Source organism: Desulfobacterales bacterium (genome assembly GCA_034520365.1).
In the GTDB taxonomy this organism is placed as follows: Bacteria; Desulfobacterota; Desulfobacteria; order Desulfobacterales; family Desulfosalsimonadaceae; genus M55B175.
This window is the reverse complement of the sequence record JAXHNP010000008.1, coordinates 32,612-51,408: the sequence shown is the minus strand read 5'-3', so window position 1 is coordinate 51,408 and position 18,797 is coordinate 32,612. Positions and strand designations below refer to the sequence as shown.

The following is an 18,797-nucleotide window of genomic DNA, read 5'->3' as shown; positions in this document are numbered from 1 at the left end:
GTTGGGTATTAGTAATAAGATTGTACCATCAGTTCACTGCGGTATTTATCCAGCAGGGTGGCTTTTGAGATCATGCCGATAAACCGGTTGTTGACCACCACCGGCATACTGAACAGGTTCTTTTGGTCCATGCGCTCCAGCACATCCGTTAAATCATCGTCCAGATCAACAGTATCCACATGGGTATCCATGATCTGCTCCAGAAATACGGTTTCATATAAAAGCGGATCAAACAGATATTCCCGAATGTCATCCAGATGGATCATTCCGACAAAATCCCCGGTATTTTCATCTTCCACCGGAAAAAAATTGCGATGGGATTTTTTGACGATTTTGGCAAAATCCCCCAGTTTCATATTTTTATAAACCGCAATGCAGTCTTTTTCAACCAGCTCGCGCACCGTGAGATCCGCAAGCACCCGCTCATCGGTCCGCGGGCGCAGGTAATGCCCTTTTTCCACCAGTTCTTTCAAATAAAAGGAGGCCGGCTCAAACGCATGGGTCACGGTGGCGGAAACCGCGGACACCAAAATCAATGGCAGAATCACCCCGTACCCGCCGGTGACCTCGACGATCAAAAAGATGCCGGTCAACGGCGCCTGCAGGATGCCGCTGACCAAGCCGGCCATGCCCAAAAGCGCAAAACACCCCTCATCCACCCAGCCCACACCCGGGCCCAGAAAATCAATAAACCGATGGTAGACCAGCCCGGTAAAACTCCCGATCACCAGACACGGCGCAAATATGCCGCCGGAGCCGCCCCAGCCAAGGGTTAATGCCGTGGCCAGAATCTTGGCCAGCATGAGGACTGTGACAAGCAGCAGGCCCTGGCTGAAAACGCCTGTTACCATTTCCTGAATGGTGTGATAGCCCTCGCCTAAGACTTCCGGCAGCACCAGGCCGATGAGCCCCACCATACATCCGCCGAGGAAGGGACGCATCCAGAAAGGCATGGATACTTTTTGGGAAAGCTTTTGGGAAATTCCGCTGGAATGGCGCAGCGCCCGGGTCAGCAACACGGAGGCGGCGGCGGTAAAAACCGCCAGCCCCACGCAGGCCAGGGTGTCAATCAGGTCCACATGGAAATCCATACTGGTAAAAGCGATTTGGTTTCCCTGGATCAGCCGGCAGACTTCCGCCCCGGCCACTGAGGCAATGGCGATGGGTACGATATTGACCGCCGACCATTCGCCCACAATCACCTCTATGGTAAACACCAGCCCGGCAATCGGGGCGTTAAAGATCGCAGCCAGGGCGCCTGCGGAACCACAGCCCACGATGGCCACGCGCTGGCGGTCATTTAGGGAAAAATACTGGGCAATATTTGAGCCGATGGCCGCCCCGCTCATGACCACCGGCGCTTCCGGTCCGGCTGATCCGCCGCTGCCAATGGTCAGGCAACCGGATATCAGGCGGGAAAAGCTTGAGCGCAGCCGCATGAGCCCGCCATAGCGGCTTACGCTGTAGACCACTTCCGGCACCCCGTGCCCCGCACCTTCCTTTAATACCTTTTCTAAAAAGATTGCGGCGATGGCGGCACCAGCGCCCGGCAAAAGAAATGCCCACCAGAAATGCCGGTAGTGGTGCATCCATTCAAACATTGCCCGCAGCCCCTGGTACATGGCCACCGCCGCCAGGCCGCTGCAAATGCCTACCAATGCGCCGATGATAATCAGGAGCAGCCGGTCATCAAGCCGGAAAAGAATCCAGCGGGAAGGATAACGCAAGAGTTTTAGGACTGAAAATCGGGCCAATGTTTTATTACCGCTTATATTCAATTATACGGCGTACCGTCTGTCTCAGGCAGAAGATTCGATACGCTCGGAAAATTCGGCGATATTGGCATACAACTCCTCAGGGGTCGGATATTTGCCCAGCAGCTTCAGAAACGACTCATCCCGGAGGCAAAAGGAGAGTTGGGCCAGCAGGTGAAGATGGAGTTTGGCTGACGGACTGACCAGGACAAACAGAACAAACACCGGTTTTTTATCAATGGCCTGATAGTCGATCGGTCTTTTCAGAAAACAGGTGCTGATAAATGCCGGAATTTCATTTTCGGTCATGGGCGTGCGCGGATGGGGAATGGCAACCCCCTTGCCGATGCCGGTTGACATCATCTCCTCCCGCGCCATAAGACTCTCATAAAGCGCCTTTTTCTGCTCGGGCGCTTCAAAATAAGGCGCCTTCTCCACCGCTGACCAGAGCATCCCGGATACGCTTTTGCCTTCAATATCATAGAACACCCCGCCCCGGCGCATGACCGATGGCAGATCATCGAGCGCCTCATTTGTTTCTTCTGCCTCCGGATGCCTGTTCTCACCCGGCGGAACAAACTTCAGATGGTTGGCCTCTGCCCATTTCTCGATCAATGGCTGGCTGAACTCGCAGACATTGGCTCTTTTCCGGACCGGAATACGGCCCTGACGAATCCACCGCTCCACCGTACTCGGGGGCATATCAAGGCATTCCGCAAATTCTTGCAAATCAAGCTGCATGGTTCTTATCCGTCATCCATTGCTCAGACAGCACCAGGAAAATCCCAACCCGCCTGATTTTTTTTACATAAACAATAATGTTAACACGAAAAATAAATAATTATCAAGGACTTTCCTATAAGGCTATAAGGCTTCAGGCTTTTATAAAAGCCGCTATTCGTAATAGTTATCCCGCCACCAGGCATCCCATTCGGTCTGCAGAATTTCTTCGGCCAGCTTTCTGCCGAAATCGGTTTTCAGCCGATCCTTGACCACCGGAAGCCATTTATCCGGCGTTTTGCCCCCGATATCCTTTACCGCCTTGAGATCCAGGATAAAGGCCAGCTGGTCCGCATCATGGGCCAGCTTTGCCTCCGGGGTAATCTGCTCGTTGAATTCATCAATCAATCCGGACAAATCCTCGGCAAAGGGCAACTGCCGGGTACAGTCCGCCACTGCCTGGGCCTCATCCGGCTTTACATACTGCTTGTTCACGTAATTCTGATCTCCGATCCGGGCTTCCGGCAAATCATGAACCAGACACATGGATATCAGCCGGTGGGCATCAACTTCCGGCACCATGCGGGACAAGACATAGGCGATAAAGGTGACGGCAAAGGAATGGGCGGCCACCGACTCATTGCCGGCGCCCAGAAAGGCAAACCCCGCGCGGGGGATATCTTTTAACATTTTGGCTTCAAACAAAAGGTTGGCAAGCGGTTTCATTCATACTCCTTTTGGCTTATGCACCAGCCCCTATCCCCCATGCCAGAAAAATAATCGTCAGCACCAGACCCAGGGAGCCGGCCTGAACATACTTATTGGGCGGCATCCGGAACAAAAACACATAGCCGGCACCCATTGCGATGCCGGTCGTAAACCCCATCAGATGGGCCATGATATCCACGTTTTCCCCGGAACCCACAAAGCCCAAAAGCGCCAGCCCGCATGCCAGCGGCACCAGCCCGGCAAGCCGGTTTCGCCGGGCCCGGAATCTGCGTATCCCCTGGTATCCGGCAAGAATACCAAGCGCCCCGAAGACCGATGTGGATGCGCCCACCGAAAGGTGCCCGGATTCATAGAGCATGGCGTTTAAGAAGTTCCCGGAAATCCCGGAAACCAAAATCATCAGCCACCCAAGCCCCCAGCCGGTTTCTGCGGCCACGGCTGTGCCGAATACCACGATCCCCACCATGTTGCCGGCCAGGTGCGCGGCATCCGAATGGATCATCAAGGCCGTGACCGCCCGGTAGATCTCTCCGTCCAATATATTGGCCGCATTTGCCCCGAATTTTTGAATTACCATTTTATGGGCATCGGCGACATCAAAGGCCAGATGCCATACCATCAAAAAAACCGCGGCAAAAAGAGCCTCAACAAACCGGTTGTCATACCTCGGCCGGCTTTCCGGCGGGTCGTGGGCGGCGGGCTGGCGGTTTTCGTAAAAATAATCCTGCATGGCCTGATGGGCGGCCTCATACGACTCGGCTTTCACCCAGACCGCCCACCCGTATGGATCTTTTCTGACCCGGTGGGCAATACCGGCTGAAGCGAGCACCAGGCTGCAGATATTGGCCTGCTCGGATGACAAATTGGCAAACAGCTGTATCATTTTAAAAGTACTTATCACTGATCGACTCAAATTAAAAGCACAGCGATCAGCGTACACGGTGAATTTGTTCTGGCGAACAACCCCATAGCCATGGGGTTGTTCGCATGTAAGGTCGGCACGGTGGCCGACCCTACAAAATGTCGGCATTCTCGCGGGCCACCGTGCCCGCCTGAAAAATAGATAGAACAAATTTACCGTGATCAGCGTAAAAGGGGGTTGACAAATTTCAAATCAATCCCAATTTATTTAAAAATATTCTCCCGCCTTTATCAAAACTCGTTTGAATAACTCATCAGATATAAGAGGAGCGACATATGACACACAACAAAGAAACCTATGAATTTAAAACAGAAGTCAAGCAGTTTATGAATCTGGTGATCAATTCCCTGTATTCCACCAAGGAAATTTTCCTGCGGGAATTGATCTCAAATGCCTCGGATGCCCTTGACCGGTTAAGCTTCCGTTCCCAGACCGACACCGACATTCTGGGCGATGACAGCCAGTTTAAAATTAAAATCATCCCGGACAAAGAAAACAAGACCCTGACCGTCTCAGACAACGGGATCGGCATGACCTATGATGAAATGGTGGAAAACCTGGGCACCATCGCCCGAAGCGGCACAGCGGCATTTTTGGAGGCCATTGAAAAATCCAAAAAAGAGGACACCCTGGCCCCGGAACTGATCGGGCAGTTCGGCGTGGGCTTTTACAGTTCATTTATCGTGGCCGACACGGTCACCGTGATCAGCCGGTCCGTAGATTCCGAGACCGGGGTCAAGTGGGAATCCTCAGGGGACGGCGCATTTACCATCGAAGCGACTGATAAGCCGACCCGGGGCACGGATGTGATCCTAAAGCTGAAGGACCTGGATGCGGATGATCCGGATTTCACACAAGAATGGACGATCCGCCAGACGGTGAAGCGGCATTCTGATTTTGTCCGCTACCCCATTGTCATGGATGTGGAGCGCGAGGTATCGGAAGATGATGCCGAATCCAAAGATCAGCAGGTGCTCGATAAGGACGGCAAACCGATTGAAGGGGAAAAGAAAACGGAAATCGTGGAAGAAACCCTGAACTCCATGAAGGCCATCTGGGCAAGGGATAAAAAGGAGATCTCAGAGGAGGAATACACGGATTTCTACTCCCATATCAGCCATGACTGGAACCCGCCCCTCACGCACCTGCATCTCAAGATGGAGGGGGTGACCGAATACAGCGCGCTGCTTTTCATCCCGTCCCAGGCCCCGTTTGACCTTTTTTCTCCGGACCGGCAGCACGGGGTTCAGCTCTATTGCCGCCGGGTATTTATCATGGATGACTGCAAGGAAATCCTGCCCGAGTACCTGCGGTTCATTAAAGGCGTGGTGGATGCGCCGGATCTTAATTTAAATATCAGCCGGGAAATCCTTCAGCAGGACGCCCTGGTCCGAAATATCCGCAAAAACTTAGCCAAAAAGATCCTGGACAAACTGGCCCATATGGAGGCCGAAGAGTATGAAAAGTTCTATAATGAATTCGGCGTGGTGCTTAAAGAAGGTATTCATACGGATTTTGAAAACCGGGATAAAATCATTGAACATACCCGGTTTAAAACCTCGAAATCAGAGGGCAAATGGGTCGCTTTAAAAGATTATGTCGCAAACATGAAACCGGATCAGGAATTCATCTATTACCTCACCGGCGACGACCTCACCACCCTCTTGAACAGCCCCCATCTGGAGGCATTAAAGGAGAAAGGCTATGAAGTGCTTTTGATGACCGATCCGGTGGATGAGTTTGTGCTCCAGGCCATGCCGGAATATGACGGCAAACAGCTCAAAAGCGCGGAAAAAGGGGACCTGGGGCTTGATCAGGTGGACGAGGAGACCAAAACCAAGTATGAGGGCCTGTTTGAAAAAATCAAATCCTACCTGGAAGATGAAATCAAGGATGTCAAGCCTTCCTCACATTTAAAGGAATCCGTGGCCTGCCTGTCCGGGGATACTTATGACTTGAGCGCCTACATGGAAAAATTGCTTAAAGCCTCCGGCCAGTCCGTGCCCAAGACCAAGCGGATTCTTGAGTTAAACCCCAATCATCCGCTGCTTGAAAAAATCCAGGCCCTGCATGAGAACAATGCGGATGACGAAACCCTGAAGGATTACAGCCGGCTGCTGCTGGATCTGGCGGTGGTGAGCGAAGGCGGGAAAGTCGAAAACCCCGCCCGGTTCAGCAAGATGGTGGGTGAGCTGATGGCCAAGGGGATTGCGGCTTAAGGCGTTTTTCCCTCATCTGATATTGCATTTTTTTCTTTACGCTGCTATAAATTTTTTATAATTATTTTGATGACTTTTCCTTGTCCCGCCGTGATGATGGCGGGACAAGGTTCTGTATTTATTAGGCAGGCACGGTGGCCTGCCCTACGCAAGGGGTGAGCCCGCCCGTCGTAGGGTCGGCCACCGCGCCGACCGTTCGGGCAAAAAGCCCATAATCTTTGGGTTTGTCGTCAGAAACAAATTTGCCCTGGCATTAAACGAGCTCCCGCAGCGAGGAACGGTTTTACAATGCCGCCCAAAAAAAAGCCGCGCGTTCTGATTGTCGAAGACGAGGATCATGTCCGCCGTCTCCTGAGATCCGTCATGGAGTCCATGAACTGCGAAGTTGCGGGAGAGGCGCAAAACGGCAAGGACGCCGTCACCCAGTATTTTCAATTAAAGCCCCACATGCTGCTGCTTGATATCAACATGCCGGTCAAATCCGGAAAAAAAGCGCTGGCTGAAATCCGGGAGAAGCATCCCAATGCCTTTGTCATTATGATCACCTCCCTTGCGGACAAAGACACCATTGAAGACTGCATGCAGCTGGGCGCAGCCGGATTTGTACGAAAAGACCTGCCCATTGATGAGATTAAAGATGTGATCCGAAAGATCTGGCGGGCCTATCGCGAAGCCATGCAATAGTCATTCGTCCGGAGGATTTCTATGATACAGGTGATGGAAAAATACGATCTCAAAAAAATGCGCAAAGAAATTAGTGAGGATATCAATCATCAGCATCCGGACGAGCGCCAGGACAAAAACATCTCCCAGCAGACCATTACCGAGCTCATGATTGAGAACCTCAAGAGGAAACAGAGAAAACATGACTGACCCCATGGTCTCTGCCCGCACCCCGGAACGGCCCAAAATTAAAAACCCTGAATTCCTCGGCCGGCTTAAAACCCAGGGAATTTTGCCGGAGGATTTCATTCAGGATCTTTTGACCGAATTTGACGGCAACGCCTTAGATGTCCTGATGACTCTTATCCAGACCGGATACGGGTCCAAACAGGAGCTCTGTCAGATATGGTGCAACTCCATCGGTATTGCCCACGTGGACCTTGAAAAAACCCTTTTCCAGCCGAATGTGGTCCGGCGCCTTCCGGAATGGTTCGCCCGGGAATATTACGCCATCCCGGTTTATCAAATGGGGGAGACCATCACTGTGGCCACCGCCGCCCCGCAAAGCAAAAAAGTGGCAAGGGAGATTGAGCGCCGCATCGGCGGGCCGGTGAACCTGGTTTTCGCCCTGCCCCAGGATATTGAATGGGCCATTGAGCAGGAGTATCAGACCAATGCCTTTCTCCAGGATTTTTTAAACAAAATTTCCGCCGCCAGGGCACTGGCCGCATCCCAGCGGATTACCCTTTCAGAACTCAAAAAAATCGCCGGTGAGGAATCCATCAACCAGCTGCACGTGGCCATTATCCTGGTGGGTATTATGGAGGGCGCCAGCGAAATACTGATTGAACCCGGAACTGATGGTGCCCAGGTCTATTTTGTGCAGGACCAGAGCTTTAAAGAAAAATTTCTGATTGATCCGCCGGTACACCGAAGCCTTGCCGCCAATTTAAAAAAACTGGCCAAATTAGCAGACAAAGAATCAGCGGACCCGCAATACAGCCGCATCCTTTTCCCCACGCCCGGCAAAAAATACGATATCCAATTTTTAAGCCTGCCCACGGACAGCGGGGAAAAGTATTTCCTGAAACTCATGGATCGTACGCCCCTTTCCAGGCTTCCGGATCTGCCGGATCTGTATATGTCCAAAAAGCTCCAGCAGTTTATCGCCCGGCAGCTGGATAAGGCGAGCGGTATTTTCCTGATTGCGACCCCAAAGCCTGCTGATGCCGCCCCTATTGCCTATGCCATGCTCTCAAGATTTGCCTCGGGCAAAGGCAAATATTTAAGCATTGAAGATGATATCCGGTATCTGATGAAAGGCGTGGAGCAATACCAGATCAACCCGGAAGCCGGGGGGACGCGCCGGGCGCTGCTCGAATCCTGCCTGAATCAGCATCCCAGGATGATATACATCCAAAACATGGATGATCCGGAGCTGACAGATCTGCTGCTGGGGCTTGACCCGTCTGAGCAGTTTGTTATTGCCGGCATGCCGGCGGATGATACTTTTCAGGCCTTATCCCGGGCAATGGAATTGGGCCTTGACAGCCTGGTGACGGGGGTTGTGGCAAAGCAGCCGGCAGCCAGACTTTGCGATCACTGCAAGGAAAAACACCTGCTGCCTGAAGATGCGGTTCAGGAGATGTTTATTGCCGACAAAAACGCCGAAGTCCCGGCCTGGAAGGAATCCGGATGCGTCTATTGCCGGCATAGCGGATTTCAAGGCTCCATTGGCATCTATGAGTTTCTTTCAGTCACTTCCGCATTAAAAGAACTGGCCACCGCCCATGCGGCCAAATCGGAAATGCACCAAAAAGCCAGGGAATATAATTATGAAAATATGGCCTATGACGGGCTTAAAAAAGTGCTGCGGGGCCTGATTTCGCTCAAAGAACTGGAGCGGCGGCTGCCCCGGCAGGCAGACGGTGGATCGGCCCGCTCATGAGCCAATTTTTTAAAATCATGGATTTTCGGAAGCTTCCCAGATGAATATTCTTGTTGCGGACGCGGACCCCAAAATCCGCGACATGCTGAGCCATTTCTTCCAAAAAAAGGGGCATCGGATGACCGAAGTGGCGGACGGCAAAGATGCCTTAAATACCATTGTCCGCCAGAATATCCAGATCGCCCTTCTCGACTGGGAGCTGCCGGTTTTAAACGGCATTGAGGTCTGCCGGCGGCTGCGGGAAAAAGAGGATCAGCCCTATGTATTCATTGTGCTTTTAACCACCGGCATGGAACAGGCGGATCTTTTAGAAAGCTTTGACGCGGGGGTGGATGAGTATCTGGAAAAACCGATCAACCTCCTGGAGTTAAACGCCCGGCTCAAAGTGGGCCAGCGCATCATCAACCTGGAGAAAACGCTTCGCAAAAACCAGGAGGAACTGGCGGAAATCAATCAGATCAAAAACAAATTCATCGGTATTGTGGCCCATGATTTAAGGAACCCGCTGATATCCATCCGGGGGTTTTCCGAGCTGCTGCTCAAAAACGCCGGCAATTTAAACGAGGAACAAAACGAATTTTTATCCATCATTCACTCCACCAGCCGAAACATGCTGGCCATGATCAATGACCTTTTAGATATCTCCCGGATTGAAAGCGGCCGATTGGATATTGTGCACAAACCCGGCTCATTAAAAGACCTGGCCATGGAGCGCATCCGGCTCCATGCGGTGCAGGCCGATCAGAAACATATTCAGATGACCCCCCAATTAAATGAAATCGAGAACATCTCCTTTGATCCCCATCGGATCAGCCAGGCCATTGACAACCTGATCAGCAATGCCGTGAAATTCTCGCCCACCGGCACCTGCGTACACATTGATTTATACCAGACCAACAGCCACGCCGTATTCAGCGTTCAGGACCAGGGGCCGGGCATCCCGCGCGAGGAGCAAAATATGCTGTTCAGTGAATTCCATCGGCTGAGTGTCCGCCCCACCGCCGGTGAGACCAGTACGGGGCTGGGACTTGCAATCACCAAAAAAATCATGGAGGCGCACGGGGGGCGGATCGAGTTTGAAAGCAGGGAGGGCGAAGGCTCAACCTTCAGCCTGCTGCTGCCAACCGACGCACTGGCGGGCCACCCTTGAATCCATAAAAAATACAGATCCGACCCATGGGCAAACCAAAACTCAAAGAACACCGCATAGAGCGGGAATGGTGCAAAGGCTGCGGCATATGCGTGCATTTCTGCCCGAAAAGCGTACTCGAGCTGGATGATGAACAAAAGGTCCATGCAGCCCAACCCGATGCCTGCATCTGCTGCCGGCTTTGCGAATACCGGTGTCCGGATCTGGCAATTGAAGTGATCTGCGAGGAATAAGCAAACTTTATGACCCAATCGCTGAAATTCGTGCAAGGCAACGTGGCATGCGCCGAAGCCGCACTTTACTCGGGGCTTGACTTTTTCGCCGGCTATCCGATTACCCCGTCATCGGAAATCATGGAGTTCATGGCCAATCGGCTTCCCCGGATAGGCGGCAAATTCCTGCAGATGGAGGATGAAATCGCCTCGATCTGCGCCATTATCGGCGCCTCGTTGACCGGGCACAAGGTGATGACCGCCACCAGCGGCCCCGGTTTCTCCCTCATGCAGGAGGCGCTGGGCTATGCCATTATGACGGAAATCCCCTGTGTTATCGTCAATGTCCAGCGCGGCGGCCCGTCCACGGGTCTCCCCACGCATGTGAGCCAGGGCGATGTCAATCAGGCCCGCTACGGCACCCACGGGGAACATGCTATCATCGCGCTTACCGCCTCCACGAACCAGGATATCTTTACCATGACCGTCAATGCCTTCAATTTTGCGGAAACCTACCGCACCCCGGTGATCCTGCTGCTCGATGAGACCACCGGCCATCTGCGGGAACGCCTGGAGGTGCCGGATGAAGGCGATATCCCCACAGTGGGGCGGCTTAAGACCGAGGTCTCCCAGGGCGTGGACTATCATCCCTATCTCCCCCGGGAGGACGGGCGCCTTCCCATGTCGGATTTCGGCGGCGTGCACCGCTACAATGTGACCGGGCTTTTTCACGATATGTGGGGATTCCCCACGGAAAATCCCAAAATCGTTTATGGCCTGATCCGGCACCTGGTGGATAAAATCGATCATTATGCGGATCACATGACCCGGTGGAAGGAATTCTATCTGGATGATGCGCCCACAGTACTGATCTCTTACGGCGCGGCGGCCCGCTCCGCCCTTCACCTGGTGGAAAACCGGCGCAAGCGGGGGGAGAACCTGGGCCTTCTCGAGCTTCAGACCCTATGGCCGTTTCCCCATGCCCTGGTACGCGAAAAATGCCGCAATGCCCAGTCCGTTGTGGTGGTTGAGATGAATATGGGCCAGATTCTCCAGCAGGTCAAACTGGCGGTTCATCAGCCGGACCGGGTGTTTCTCGCCAATCGAATAGACGGCGAGCTGATTACGCCCACCGATATCCAGAACATCATCCACGTCATCCACGGAAAGGGGGTCTGACTCATGGCCGTGCGCGATTATCTGCGGGAGCGATTTTTCCCCCATATGTGGTGTCCGGGCTGCGGGCACGGCATTGTTTTAAATGCCCTGCTCAGGGCCGTGGAAAAGCTTGGCATTGATAAAAGCGATATCGTCATGGTCTCAGGTATCGGCTGCTCGGCACGAATTTCCGGGTATGTGGATTTTCATACCATGCACACTTTGCATGGCCGCGCGCTGGCGTTTGCCACGGGTATCAAGATGAGCCGGCCGGAGCTTACCGTGCTTGTACCCATGGGCGACGGGGATGCCCTCGCCATTGGCGGCAATCACTTTCTGCATGCGGCCCGGCGAAATATTAACATGACCGCCATCATCATGAACAACCGCATATACGGCATGACCGGCGGCCAGTTCTCACCGCTGACCGGCTGCGGGATGTTCGGCACCACCGCCCCCTATGGAAACGTGGACCATGATTTTGACCTGGTGGAGCTCTCGAAGGCCGCGGGCGCCACATTCGTGGCCCGCTCCACCGCCTATCATGTAAAGGAGCTTTCCGGCTTTATCGAAAAAGCGATTTCCCACAAAGGCTTTTCCGTGGTCGAAGTCATGAGCCAGTGCCCCACGAACTTCGGCCGAAGAAACAAGCTCGGAACAGCGGTCAATATGCTGGAGACCTATAAGAAGCAGACCGCGGCGCTGGATTCCAAAGCAGCGGCGGACTCGCCGGATAAAATCAGGCGGGGCATTTTTGCCCAAACCGAGCGGCCGGAATACACGAGCGAATATGAAAAAATGATCCACATGGCAAGCGGGAAAAGCTAATATGGCAAAGACCCGACTCATGTTCTCAGGTTCCGGCGGCCAGGGGGTAATTACCGCAGGCATTATTTTGGCGGAAACCGCGGTCCTTTATGAGGGCTTAAACGCCGTGCAGAGCCAATCCTATGGGGCGGAGGCGCGCGGCGGCGCGACGCGAAGCGATGTCATCATCTCGGATGCCCCGATTCATTTTCCCAAAATCGTCCAGCCCAATGTCCTGGTCTGCCTGACCCAGACCGCATACACGAAATACCTCCCCTCGCTCCGCCCGGGCGGCCTCCTGATTACGGACAGCCGATGGGTGCATATTGAAAAAACCGTGGATGCCCGGCGAAATGAACTGCCGCTCACGGATGCAGTAACTGAAAAGATCGGCAACCTTGTGGTCTTAAATATCTGTATGCTGGCCGCCGTGGTCCGGCTGACCGGGGTGGTCTCGCCCGAGGCGGTCAAAAAAGTCATCCGGGAACGCGTGCCCAAAAACTTCATTGAATTAAACGAATCCGCATTTGACCTGGGGTTTGACCTGGCGCAAAATTTGGCGATTTCTTGAAAAGCGGTTTATGCCGCCGTCACGGCATTTTTGCAGAAAGTAACTTTCTGTTCATACTCTTACGCGTACCCGTAATCGGTTTTTAATTTGCCGAGCAGTGTAGGGTGGATAAGCGACAGCGCATCCACCAAATACCTGGCGGATGCGCTGTCGCTTATCCACCCTACGCGCTATGAACCTCGAACTGTGAACCTTGAACCGTGAACTATGAACCGTGAACTATAAACCTGAATTTCCCTGGAGCCGATTTAACTGAAGGTGAATCATGGAATCCGAAAAAGAACTGGTTTTTATAACCGTGATCGGCAAGGACCGCAAAGGCGTGGTAGCCACCGTATCATCCTATTTATATCAAAAAGCGGTAAACATTGTGGACATTAACCAGCGGATCATGACGGACGGCTATTTTGTCATGTCCATGATGGTGGATGTAGCGGATATGCCGATTCCCATGGAGGAGATGGGCCGGGATCTGGAAGCCATCGGACAGGATCTGGCCATGCAGATTCAGGTTCAGCACGAAAACCTTTTCAAAATGATGCACCGGATATGAACCATGGCCTTTGATTTGGAAGAAATCTATGAAACCGCCAGCATGATCCTGCGCCAGAATTTAGATATCCGGACCACCACGCTGGGGGTTAATCTGAAAGACTGTATCGACTCGGACTTTGCCGCTTTCCGGCGGAAGGTCTATGATAAAATATGCGCGCATGCTTCCGGCTTGATAAATGAATCCGCATTGCTTGAACAAAAGTATGGCGTTCCCATCGTCAACAAGCGCATTGCCGTAACGCCTGTCAGCCTGATCATGGAAACCCATTGCCGGCCGGAGCGGTTTCTGGAAATGGCCCAAACCCTGGATACCGCTGCCGCAGACGCGGGCATCGATTATATCGGCGGATTCGGCGCCATGGTGCAAAAAGGAATGACCTGCTCGGACCGGACGCTGATTGAGGCGCTGCCGGCGGTCCTCTCCCGGACCGGCCGGGTATGTGCGTTTTTAAATGTGGGCGCGAATGTTTCCGGATTAAATCTGGATGCGGTCAATCTGCTCGGGGGGATGCTTAAACAAACCGCTGAAAGAAGCAAGAATGCCGTGGGGTGCGCCAAATTCGTCGTGTTCGTCAACGCCCCGGAGGACAACCCATTCATGGCCGGGGCCTTTCACGGCGTGGGCGAGGCGGATACGACATTAAACATCGGCGTCAGCGGCCCGGGCGTGGTCAAAAGCGTGGTGGAAAAAAACCGCGAAAATGACCTGACCCGGCTCTCTGAGATTATCAAGCGGACGGTTTTTAAAATCACCCGCGCCGGCGAATTGATCGGCCGGGAACTGGCTGCGGCCTTAAATATCAATTTCGGTATCGTTGACATCTCTCTTGCCTCCACCACGGCCCGGGGAGATTCGGTGGCGGGCGTGATCGAGGCCTTCGGCATCGAGAAAATCGGCGCCCACGGCTCCACCCTGGCATTAGCCCTATTGATGGATGCGGTCAAAAAAGGCGGTGCCATGGCGAGCGGCTGCGTGGGCGGGTTGAGCGGCACCTTTATTCCGGTAAGCGAGGATGCTGGGATGATAGAGGCTGTTATAAAGGGCGCGCTCGGCCTGGATAAACTGGAAGCCCTGACCTCCGTCTGCTCGGTGGGCCTTGACATGTTTGCGGTTCCGGGCGACACCCCGGAAGAGACAATCAACGGCATTATTGCCGATGAACTGGCCATCGGGGTGATTAACAACAAAACCACCGGCGTGCGGATTATTCCCGCCCCCGGCAAGCAGGCCGGCGAGCTTTTGGAATTCGGGGGGCTTTTGGGCGCCGCCCCGGTGATGCGGGTCAGCCCCTTTTCCGCGGGAGAGTTCTTAAAGCGCGGCGGCCGCCTGCCGGCGCCTGTGACCAGCATACGGAATTAAACAGTTGACTTTTTTATGGAATTGGCGTTTCCGTATAGGCCACGTTGGATTCCTCGTTCGTCCGGCGGTTTAGCGGCTTGTTGTTGCGGATGTCTGCCACCCAGTCGGGGTTAAGGAGCAGGGATTTTCCCGAAAGGATAAAATCCGCGTCCGACAGGGCATCATCGGCTGTCTTTCGGTCATAAATGCTCCCGCAAATCATCAGCGGTTTGCCGGTATGCTGCCGGGTTAGCTGCGCCATGTTCATTTGCGTATCAAAGGCGTTTTCCGCGTAATTCAGCGTCGACACCGATATGGCATCAATCGGCTCGGCATCGAGCAGTGAAATGATCTCAGCCCACTCGGATGCGTCAAACAGGGAAACTTCCGGGTCTACCACCCCCCAATTCGAAATTCGGAATGTCAAAAGCATCTCATCCGGCACAACATCCTTAACGGCCCGGATAATCTCTGCCGCAAACCGAAACCGGTTTTCAACCGACCCCCCATAATCGTCTTTACGCTGATTGGAATACGTCGACAGAAATTCATTGATCAAATACCCGTGCGCCCCGTGAATTTCCATGCCGTCAAACCCCGCTGCAACAGCCCCCCGGGCAGTTTCAACAAAACCGTTGATGACATGTTGTATGTCAAATCGGCTCATCTCATCAGGGACCGGATAAGGCTCTCCAGTGATGACGTTGTTTTGCTTTGGAGAAATCGCGCTGGGCGCAATGATGCGCTCAGCCGGGTTTATTTCCGGCCAGGCCACCCGACCGCAGTGAAACATCTGCATGATCGCCACTGACCCGGCGTCCTGAATGGCCTTGACAACCGGGCCCCAGGCATCGATCTGCTGCTGGGTCACCATGCGCGACTGCTTGGGATAGCCCTGGGCACTTTCATAATCGGTTAAAATAGCCTCCGTAAATACCAGCGAGACGTCGTTTTCCGCCCGCCGCACCAGGAATTCCAGCACGTCTTTTCTCGGAATGCTTCCCCCAGGCGATGAGGTCCGCGTCATCGGCGCCAGCCCAATGCGGTTTTTCATTTTTTTGTTCTTGATTTGAAAAGAAGAAAATAGTTTGTCTTCAGTCATGATGCCTCCGTTTCACTTTCTGGGTGCTACCGCAATCTGCAATTCCATCCGGATAAGATAAACCAGAGTAAGACGGAAAGCGGCTCAAAAATTTCTTATCAGTCATCCTTGGCTACGGCAAAAGCCCCGCTGTATCCGGATTCAAGAAGACGGGCCGCTTCCGCTTTCGCACTGGCAAGCGAGGTAAACCGGCCGACCTGCACCCGGTAATAGGTTTTTGCTTCCCGCTCCACCGATTGAATGAAAACCGGCTCTTTGTAGGCCCGCAGTTCGTCACGCAGCTTTTCGGCAAGGTCTTTGTTGACAAACGATCCCACCTGAACCGTGAAATCGCCGGTATAGAAATCCGAATGCCGGGCCCCGTCCGGATCGGTCTCCGGCAGGCCCTTTTCCAGGGCAACAACTTCCACCTGAGCGGTTCCCGGCCCGATCATGCCGATCTCCTTGGCCGCCCGGTAAGAAAGGTCAATAATCCGGTCCCCAACGAACGGGCCGCGGTCATTGATGCGCACCACCGTTTCTTTGGCCGTATCCAGACTTCGCACCAACACGAATGTGCCGATGGGCAGTATTTTGTGGGCAGCGGTTCGGGCATGCATATTATAGGTTTCCCCGCTGGCGGTCTTTTGGCCATGGAACGGATCCCCATACCAAGAGGCGATTCCGGACTGGCGAAAGCCCTTGGAATCGGTTATGGGATGGTACCACTGCCCGTTTATCCGGTATCTGTCCGGGGTTTTTAAAGGCTTCGGAATCTTGGACACGGGCTTTGCTGTCGGCCGATCAGGCGGCGGTGCTGTCCGGCAGCCGGGAAAAACAAGCAAAAAACCCGAAATGAGCAAAGAAACGGCAATACCGGCAAACAGCCGGACCACGGGCATTCGGGCCATCCGGTGATCAAAAAACGGCGAGAGTTTCATAGGGCTTTTAAATAGTCAAGTCTACTTAAACCGGTCATCAGATCGTTTGCCGGACACGCTTCTTCCGGCTTTCTCAAGCCATCCGGTCCGGACATTCTCCTGGGCGTCAAATTGCGGGGCAAAGGGCTTGATATCCAAAAGCGGGGTGCCGTCCAGGACATCCACGTTCCGGATATGAAGGATGCCGTCTGCCACGCTATCCAGCGCCACAATCGAAAAACCGATGGAGTTGGGCCGCTTGGGGGCCCGCGTGGAAAAAAGCCCCCGCTCCACATCATCCATAAACGGTATAATATGCAGCTTATACCCCTGACTTAAATGAAAGTGATAGATCAAATAAATATGGGAGAAGCCGTCAAGATCATCAAGGCCTTGCCTGTAGGGTTCATAGACCTCAACCGTGCCCTTGACCCCGGCTGCGCCTTTGGGCTGAATCGGCATGCCTTCAAGTTCTTTAAACGGCGAATGGATCACGCCGATGGGTTCAAACTGAATGGTCATTTGTGTTCTCTCTGATTTTGGTGGATACGTTTTATCTGAAATGGACCATATCGAAAATCGCTTTTCCTGGCAAAATGAATCTCAATCCAACGATCAACCTGAAATGCGATTGCTGTCTTTCAGGAGCTTCTTGAGATTTCCCCCGGTGATGGCCTGTTCCACTTCCCGGGCGAACCCTAAACTTCGGATTTTTTCGAGTTCAGCCGGCGGATGGCCAAAGGGGAAGTCGGAGCCGAACATGATGCGGTCATGGCCGTATGTGTTGACATAGGCCAGAATGGTCTCCGGCGCGGCCAGGCTCGTATCCGTATACACCCATGGATTTTCCCACAGACCGGCTTTTTCAATCGCACGATAACCGCCGTTTAAAAACCCCAGGTGCGGAATAATGACACGGACGCCGGTGGCCAGCTCATTGATAAACCGGATGGTGTTTCGCAATTCCTCTTCCAGAACCACCGGCATGCGGCGGCGCCGAATTTCATTTATCGCTTTACGGCAGGCGGGATCATCATAATTATATTCAGGCTCGTCCGCGTGCCGGTGCCACTTGATGCCGCGATGCCTTTCCGTGAGCTGATCCACGTCAAAATCATTCCAAATAAAAAAATAGGGAATTACTTCCAATTCTCGATCTTGGAGGCCCAGCAGGTATTGATTGGAGGCCTCCCGCTGGTTCTGCCAGTGCATATTATCATGAAAATCCGGATCATCCCGGTCATAGATTTCCGCGACCGGGGAAAACATGACAACCCCCTCGATGGGGCTTGATTTCACATGGGCCAGATAATCCTCGAAGCTCTGCGGCGGGTAGCGGTCGATGATACCGCAATGGGCGTGGGCGTCGATGATGGTTGATCTGAAATCAGACGTAGGCAAACCAGAAGTCCTCCACCTGCTTGAAATTGGCTTTAATCGCCTCTTTCCCGGTAATCACATCCCCGTGGCCGGGAAGCAGATAATCCGGTTCGATTTGCGCCACTTTTCGGATGCTCTGTTTTAACTGATTGCCATCACCGCCCGGAATATCGGTGCGGCCGATGCCGTCCTTGAAAATCAGGTCCCCCACAAAAAGGGCGTTCTCCTCGGACCAGAAAAGGGAGATGGAACCCGGGGAGTGGCCCGGGGTGTGGATGACCTCAAGCGTGGTATCGCCCACGGAAAACTCGCCTTCCCCCAAAAATACATCCGGCCGGAACGCCGCAACATCCATGTTGGGATCGATCATTTTCCCGAAATTTTCAATCAGCTGCCAGGCCATCTGGTGCATAGCCATCTGCGTTTTGCCGCCCCGAAACAGCTGGACCGCCTCGATGTGATCCGGATGGGCGTGGGTGATAATCAAGAGATCGATATCATTTGGTTTTATTCCCAGCCCGGAAAGGCCCTCCCGAACATGGTCAAAATGCGTGACATGGCCCGGATCGATCAGAATTCTGGCGGACCCGTCAATTAAATAGGTGTTGCAGTTATTGCTGGTCATTGACGTCCAGATAAATCCGTGCAGGCGGTCTGTAAGTTGCATGG

At 53.4% G+C, this 18,797-nt stretch carries 20 protein-coding genes; 11 read left to right on the top strand and 9 right to left on the bottom strand.

Translation table 11 applies throughout. The annotated features are described in order from the left end of the window. Positions 1-8: 8 nt before the first annotated feature. From U5L07_19060 to U5L07_19045, 4 genes are all read right to left on the bottom strand, one after another. On the bottom strand, positions 9-1,754 hold the full coding sequence (locus U5L07_19060; protein ID MDZ7833847.1) for a chloride channel protein: 1,746 nt from the start codon (positions 1,752-1,754) through the stop codon (positions 9-11). Positions 1,755-1,799: 45 nt separating this feature from the next. Next, entirely contained in the window at positions 1,800-2,495 is a 696-nt protein-coding gene (locus U5L07_19055) for a PTS sugar transporter subunit IIA (protein ID MDZ7833846.1), read from the bottom strand. 153 nt (positions 2,496-2,648) lie between these two features. Beyond that, positions 2,649-3,200, bottom strand: a complete 552-nt coding sequence (locus U5L07_19050; GenBank protein ID MDZ7833845.1) for an HD domain-containing protein — start codon at positions 3,198-3,200, stop codon at positions 2,649-2,651. A 16-nt stretch (positions 3,201-3,216) separates the two neighbouring features. After that, positions 3,217-4,086, bottom strand: coding sequence for a rhomboid family intramembrane serine protease (locus tag U5L07_19045; GenBank protein MDZ7833844.1), 870 nt, complete (start codon positions 4,084-4,086; stop codon positions 3,217-3,219). Between the two features lie 314 nt (positions 4,087-4,400). Here U5L07_19045 and htpG point away from each other — a divergent pair, with 314 nt between their 5' ends. The 11 genes from htpG (at position 4,401) to U5L07_18990 (ending at position 14,768) form a co-directional block, all read left to right on the top strand. Continuing rightward, on the top strand, positions 4,401-6,344 hold the full coding sequence (gene htpG, locus U5L07_19040; GenBank protein MDZ7833843.1) for a molecular chaperone HtpG: 1,944 nt from the start codon (positions 4,401-4,403) through the stop codon (positions 6,342-6,344). Positions 6,345-6,632: 288 nt separating this feature from the next. After that, positions 6,633-7,028 carry a response regulator transcription factor gene (locus U5L07_19035; GenBank protein ID MDZ7833842.1) on the top strand — a complete coding sequence of 132 codons (396 nt, stop codon included), beginning with the start codon at positions 6,633-6,635 and terminating at the stop codon, positions 7,026-7,028. A gap of 21 nt (positions 7,029-7,049) precedes the next feature. After that, on the top strand, positions 7,050-7,217 hold the full coding sequence (locus U5L07_19030; GenBank protein MDZ7833841.1) for a hypothetical protein: 168 nt from the start codon (positions 7,050-7,052) through the stop codon (positions 7,215-7,217). Next, positions 7,210-8,955 carry an ATPase, T2SS/T4P/T4SS family gene (locus U5L07_19025; GenBank protein ID MDZ7833840.1) on the top strand — a complete coding sequence of 582 codons (1,746 nt, stop codon included), beginning with the start codon at positions 7,210-7,212 and terminating at the stop codon, positions 8,953-8,955. The genes U5L07_19030 and U5L07_19025 overlap by 8 nt, the downstream gene beginning before the upstream one ends. 40 nt (positions 8,956-8,995) lie before the next feature. Next, complete coding sequence (locus U5L07_19020) at positions 8,996-10,105, top strand: ATP-binding protein (protein ID MDZ7833839.1); 1,110 nt, start codon at positions 8,996-8,998, stop codon at positions 10,103-10,105. A gap of 26 nt (positions 10,106-10,131) precedes the next feature. Further along, positions 10,132-10,338 (top strand): 4Fe-4S dicluster domain-containing protein, encoded by a 207-nt coding sequence (locus tag U5L07_19015; GenBank protein MDZ7833838.1) that lies wholly within the window; start codon positions 10,132-10,134, stop codon positions 10,336-10,338. Between the two features lie 9 nt (positions 10,339-10,347). Next, positions 10,348-11,496 (top strand): 2-oxoacid:acceptor oxidoreductase subunit alpha, encoded by a 1,149-nt coding sequence (locus U5L07_19010; GenBank protein ID MDZ7833837.1) that lies wholly within the window; start codon positions 10,348-10,350, stop codon positions 11,494-11,496. A gap of 3 nt (positions 11,497-11,499) precedes the next feature. Continuing rightward, a complete protein-coding gene (locus U5L07_19005) occupies positions 11,500-12,303 on the top strand; it encodes a 2-oxoacid:ferredoxin oxidoreductase subunit beta (protein MDZ7833836.1) in 804 nt (267 codons plus the stop codon). A gap of 1 nt (position 12,304) precedes the next feature. Continuing rightward, the gene (locus U5L07_19000; protein ID MDZ7833835.1) at positions 12,305-12,853 is read left to right on the top strand and encodes a 2-oxoacid:acceptor oxidoreductase family protein; all 549 of its coding nucleotides are present in this window, start codon (positions 12,305-12,307) and stop codon (positions 12,851-12,853) included. Positions 12,854-13,118: 265 nt separating this feature from the next. Then, positions 13,119-13,406, top strand: coding sequence for an ACT domain-containing protein (locus U5L07_18995; protein MDZ7833834.1), 288 nt, complete (start codon positions 13,119-13,121; stop codon positions 13,404-13,406). 3 nt (positions 13,407-13,409) lie between these two features. Then, positions 13,410-14,768: a PFL family protein gene (locus tag U5L07_18990; protein MDZ7833833.1), complete on the top strand. Its 1,359-nt coding sequence runs from the start codon at positions 13,410-13,412 to the stop codon at positions 14,766-14,768. Positions 14,769-14,781: 13 nt separating this feature from the next. Here the strand turns inward: U5L07_18990 and U5L07_18985 are convergent, their stop codons facing one another. The 5 genes from U5L07_18985 to U5L07_18965 form a co-directional block, all read right to left on the bottom strand. Continuing rightward, positions 14,782-15,849: an NADH-dependent flavin oxidoreductase gene (locus U5L07_18985; GenBank protein MDZ7833832.1), complete on the bottom strand. Its 1,068-nt coding sequence runs from the start codon at positions 15,847-15,849 to the stop codon at positions 14,782-14,784. A 98-nt stretch (positions 15,850-15,947) separates the two neighbouring features. After that, positions 15,948-16,730, bottom strand: a complete 783-nt coding sequence (locus U5L07_18980) for a septal ring lytic transglycosylase RlpA family protein (GenBank protein MDZ7833831.1) — start codon at positions 16,728-16,730, stop codon at positions 15,948-15,950. 60 nt (positions 16,731-16,790) lie between these two features. Beyond that, positions 16,791-17,270, bottom strand: coding sequence for a tRNA (N6-threonylcarbamoyladenosine(37)-N6)-methyltransferase TrmO (tsaA, locus tag U5L07_18975; GenBank protein ID MDZ7833830.1), 480 nt, complete (start codon positions 17,268-17,270; stop codon positions 16,791-16,793). A gap of 93 nt (positions 17,271-17,363) precedes the next feature. Continuing rightward, positions 17,364-18,149, bottom strand: a complete 786-nt coding sequence (locus U5L07_18970) for an amidohydrolase family protein (GenBank protein ID MDZ7833829.1) — start codon at positions 18,147-18,149, stop codon at positions 17,364-17,366. Continuing rightward, complete coding sequence (locus tag U5L07_18965) at positions 18,136-18,795, bottom strand: MBL fold metallo-hydrolase (GenBank protein MDZ7833828.1); 660 nt, start codon at positions 18,793-18,795, stop codon at positions 18,136-18,138. Before U5L07_18965 ends, U5L07_18970 begins: the two co-directional genes overlap by 14 nt. Positions 18,796-18,797 lie beyond the last annotated feature (2 nt).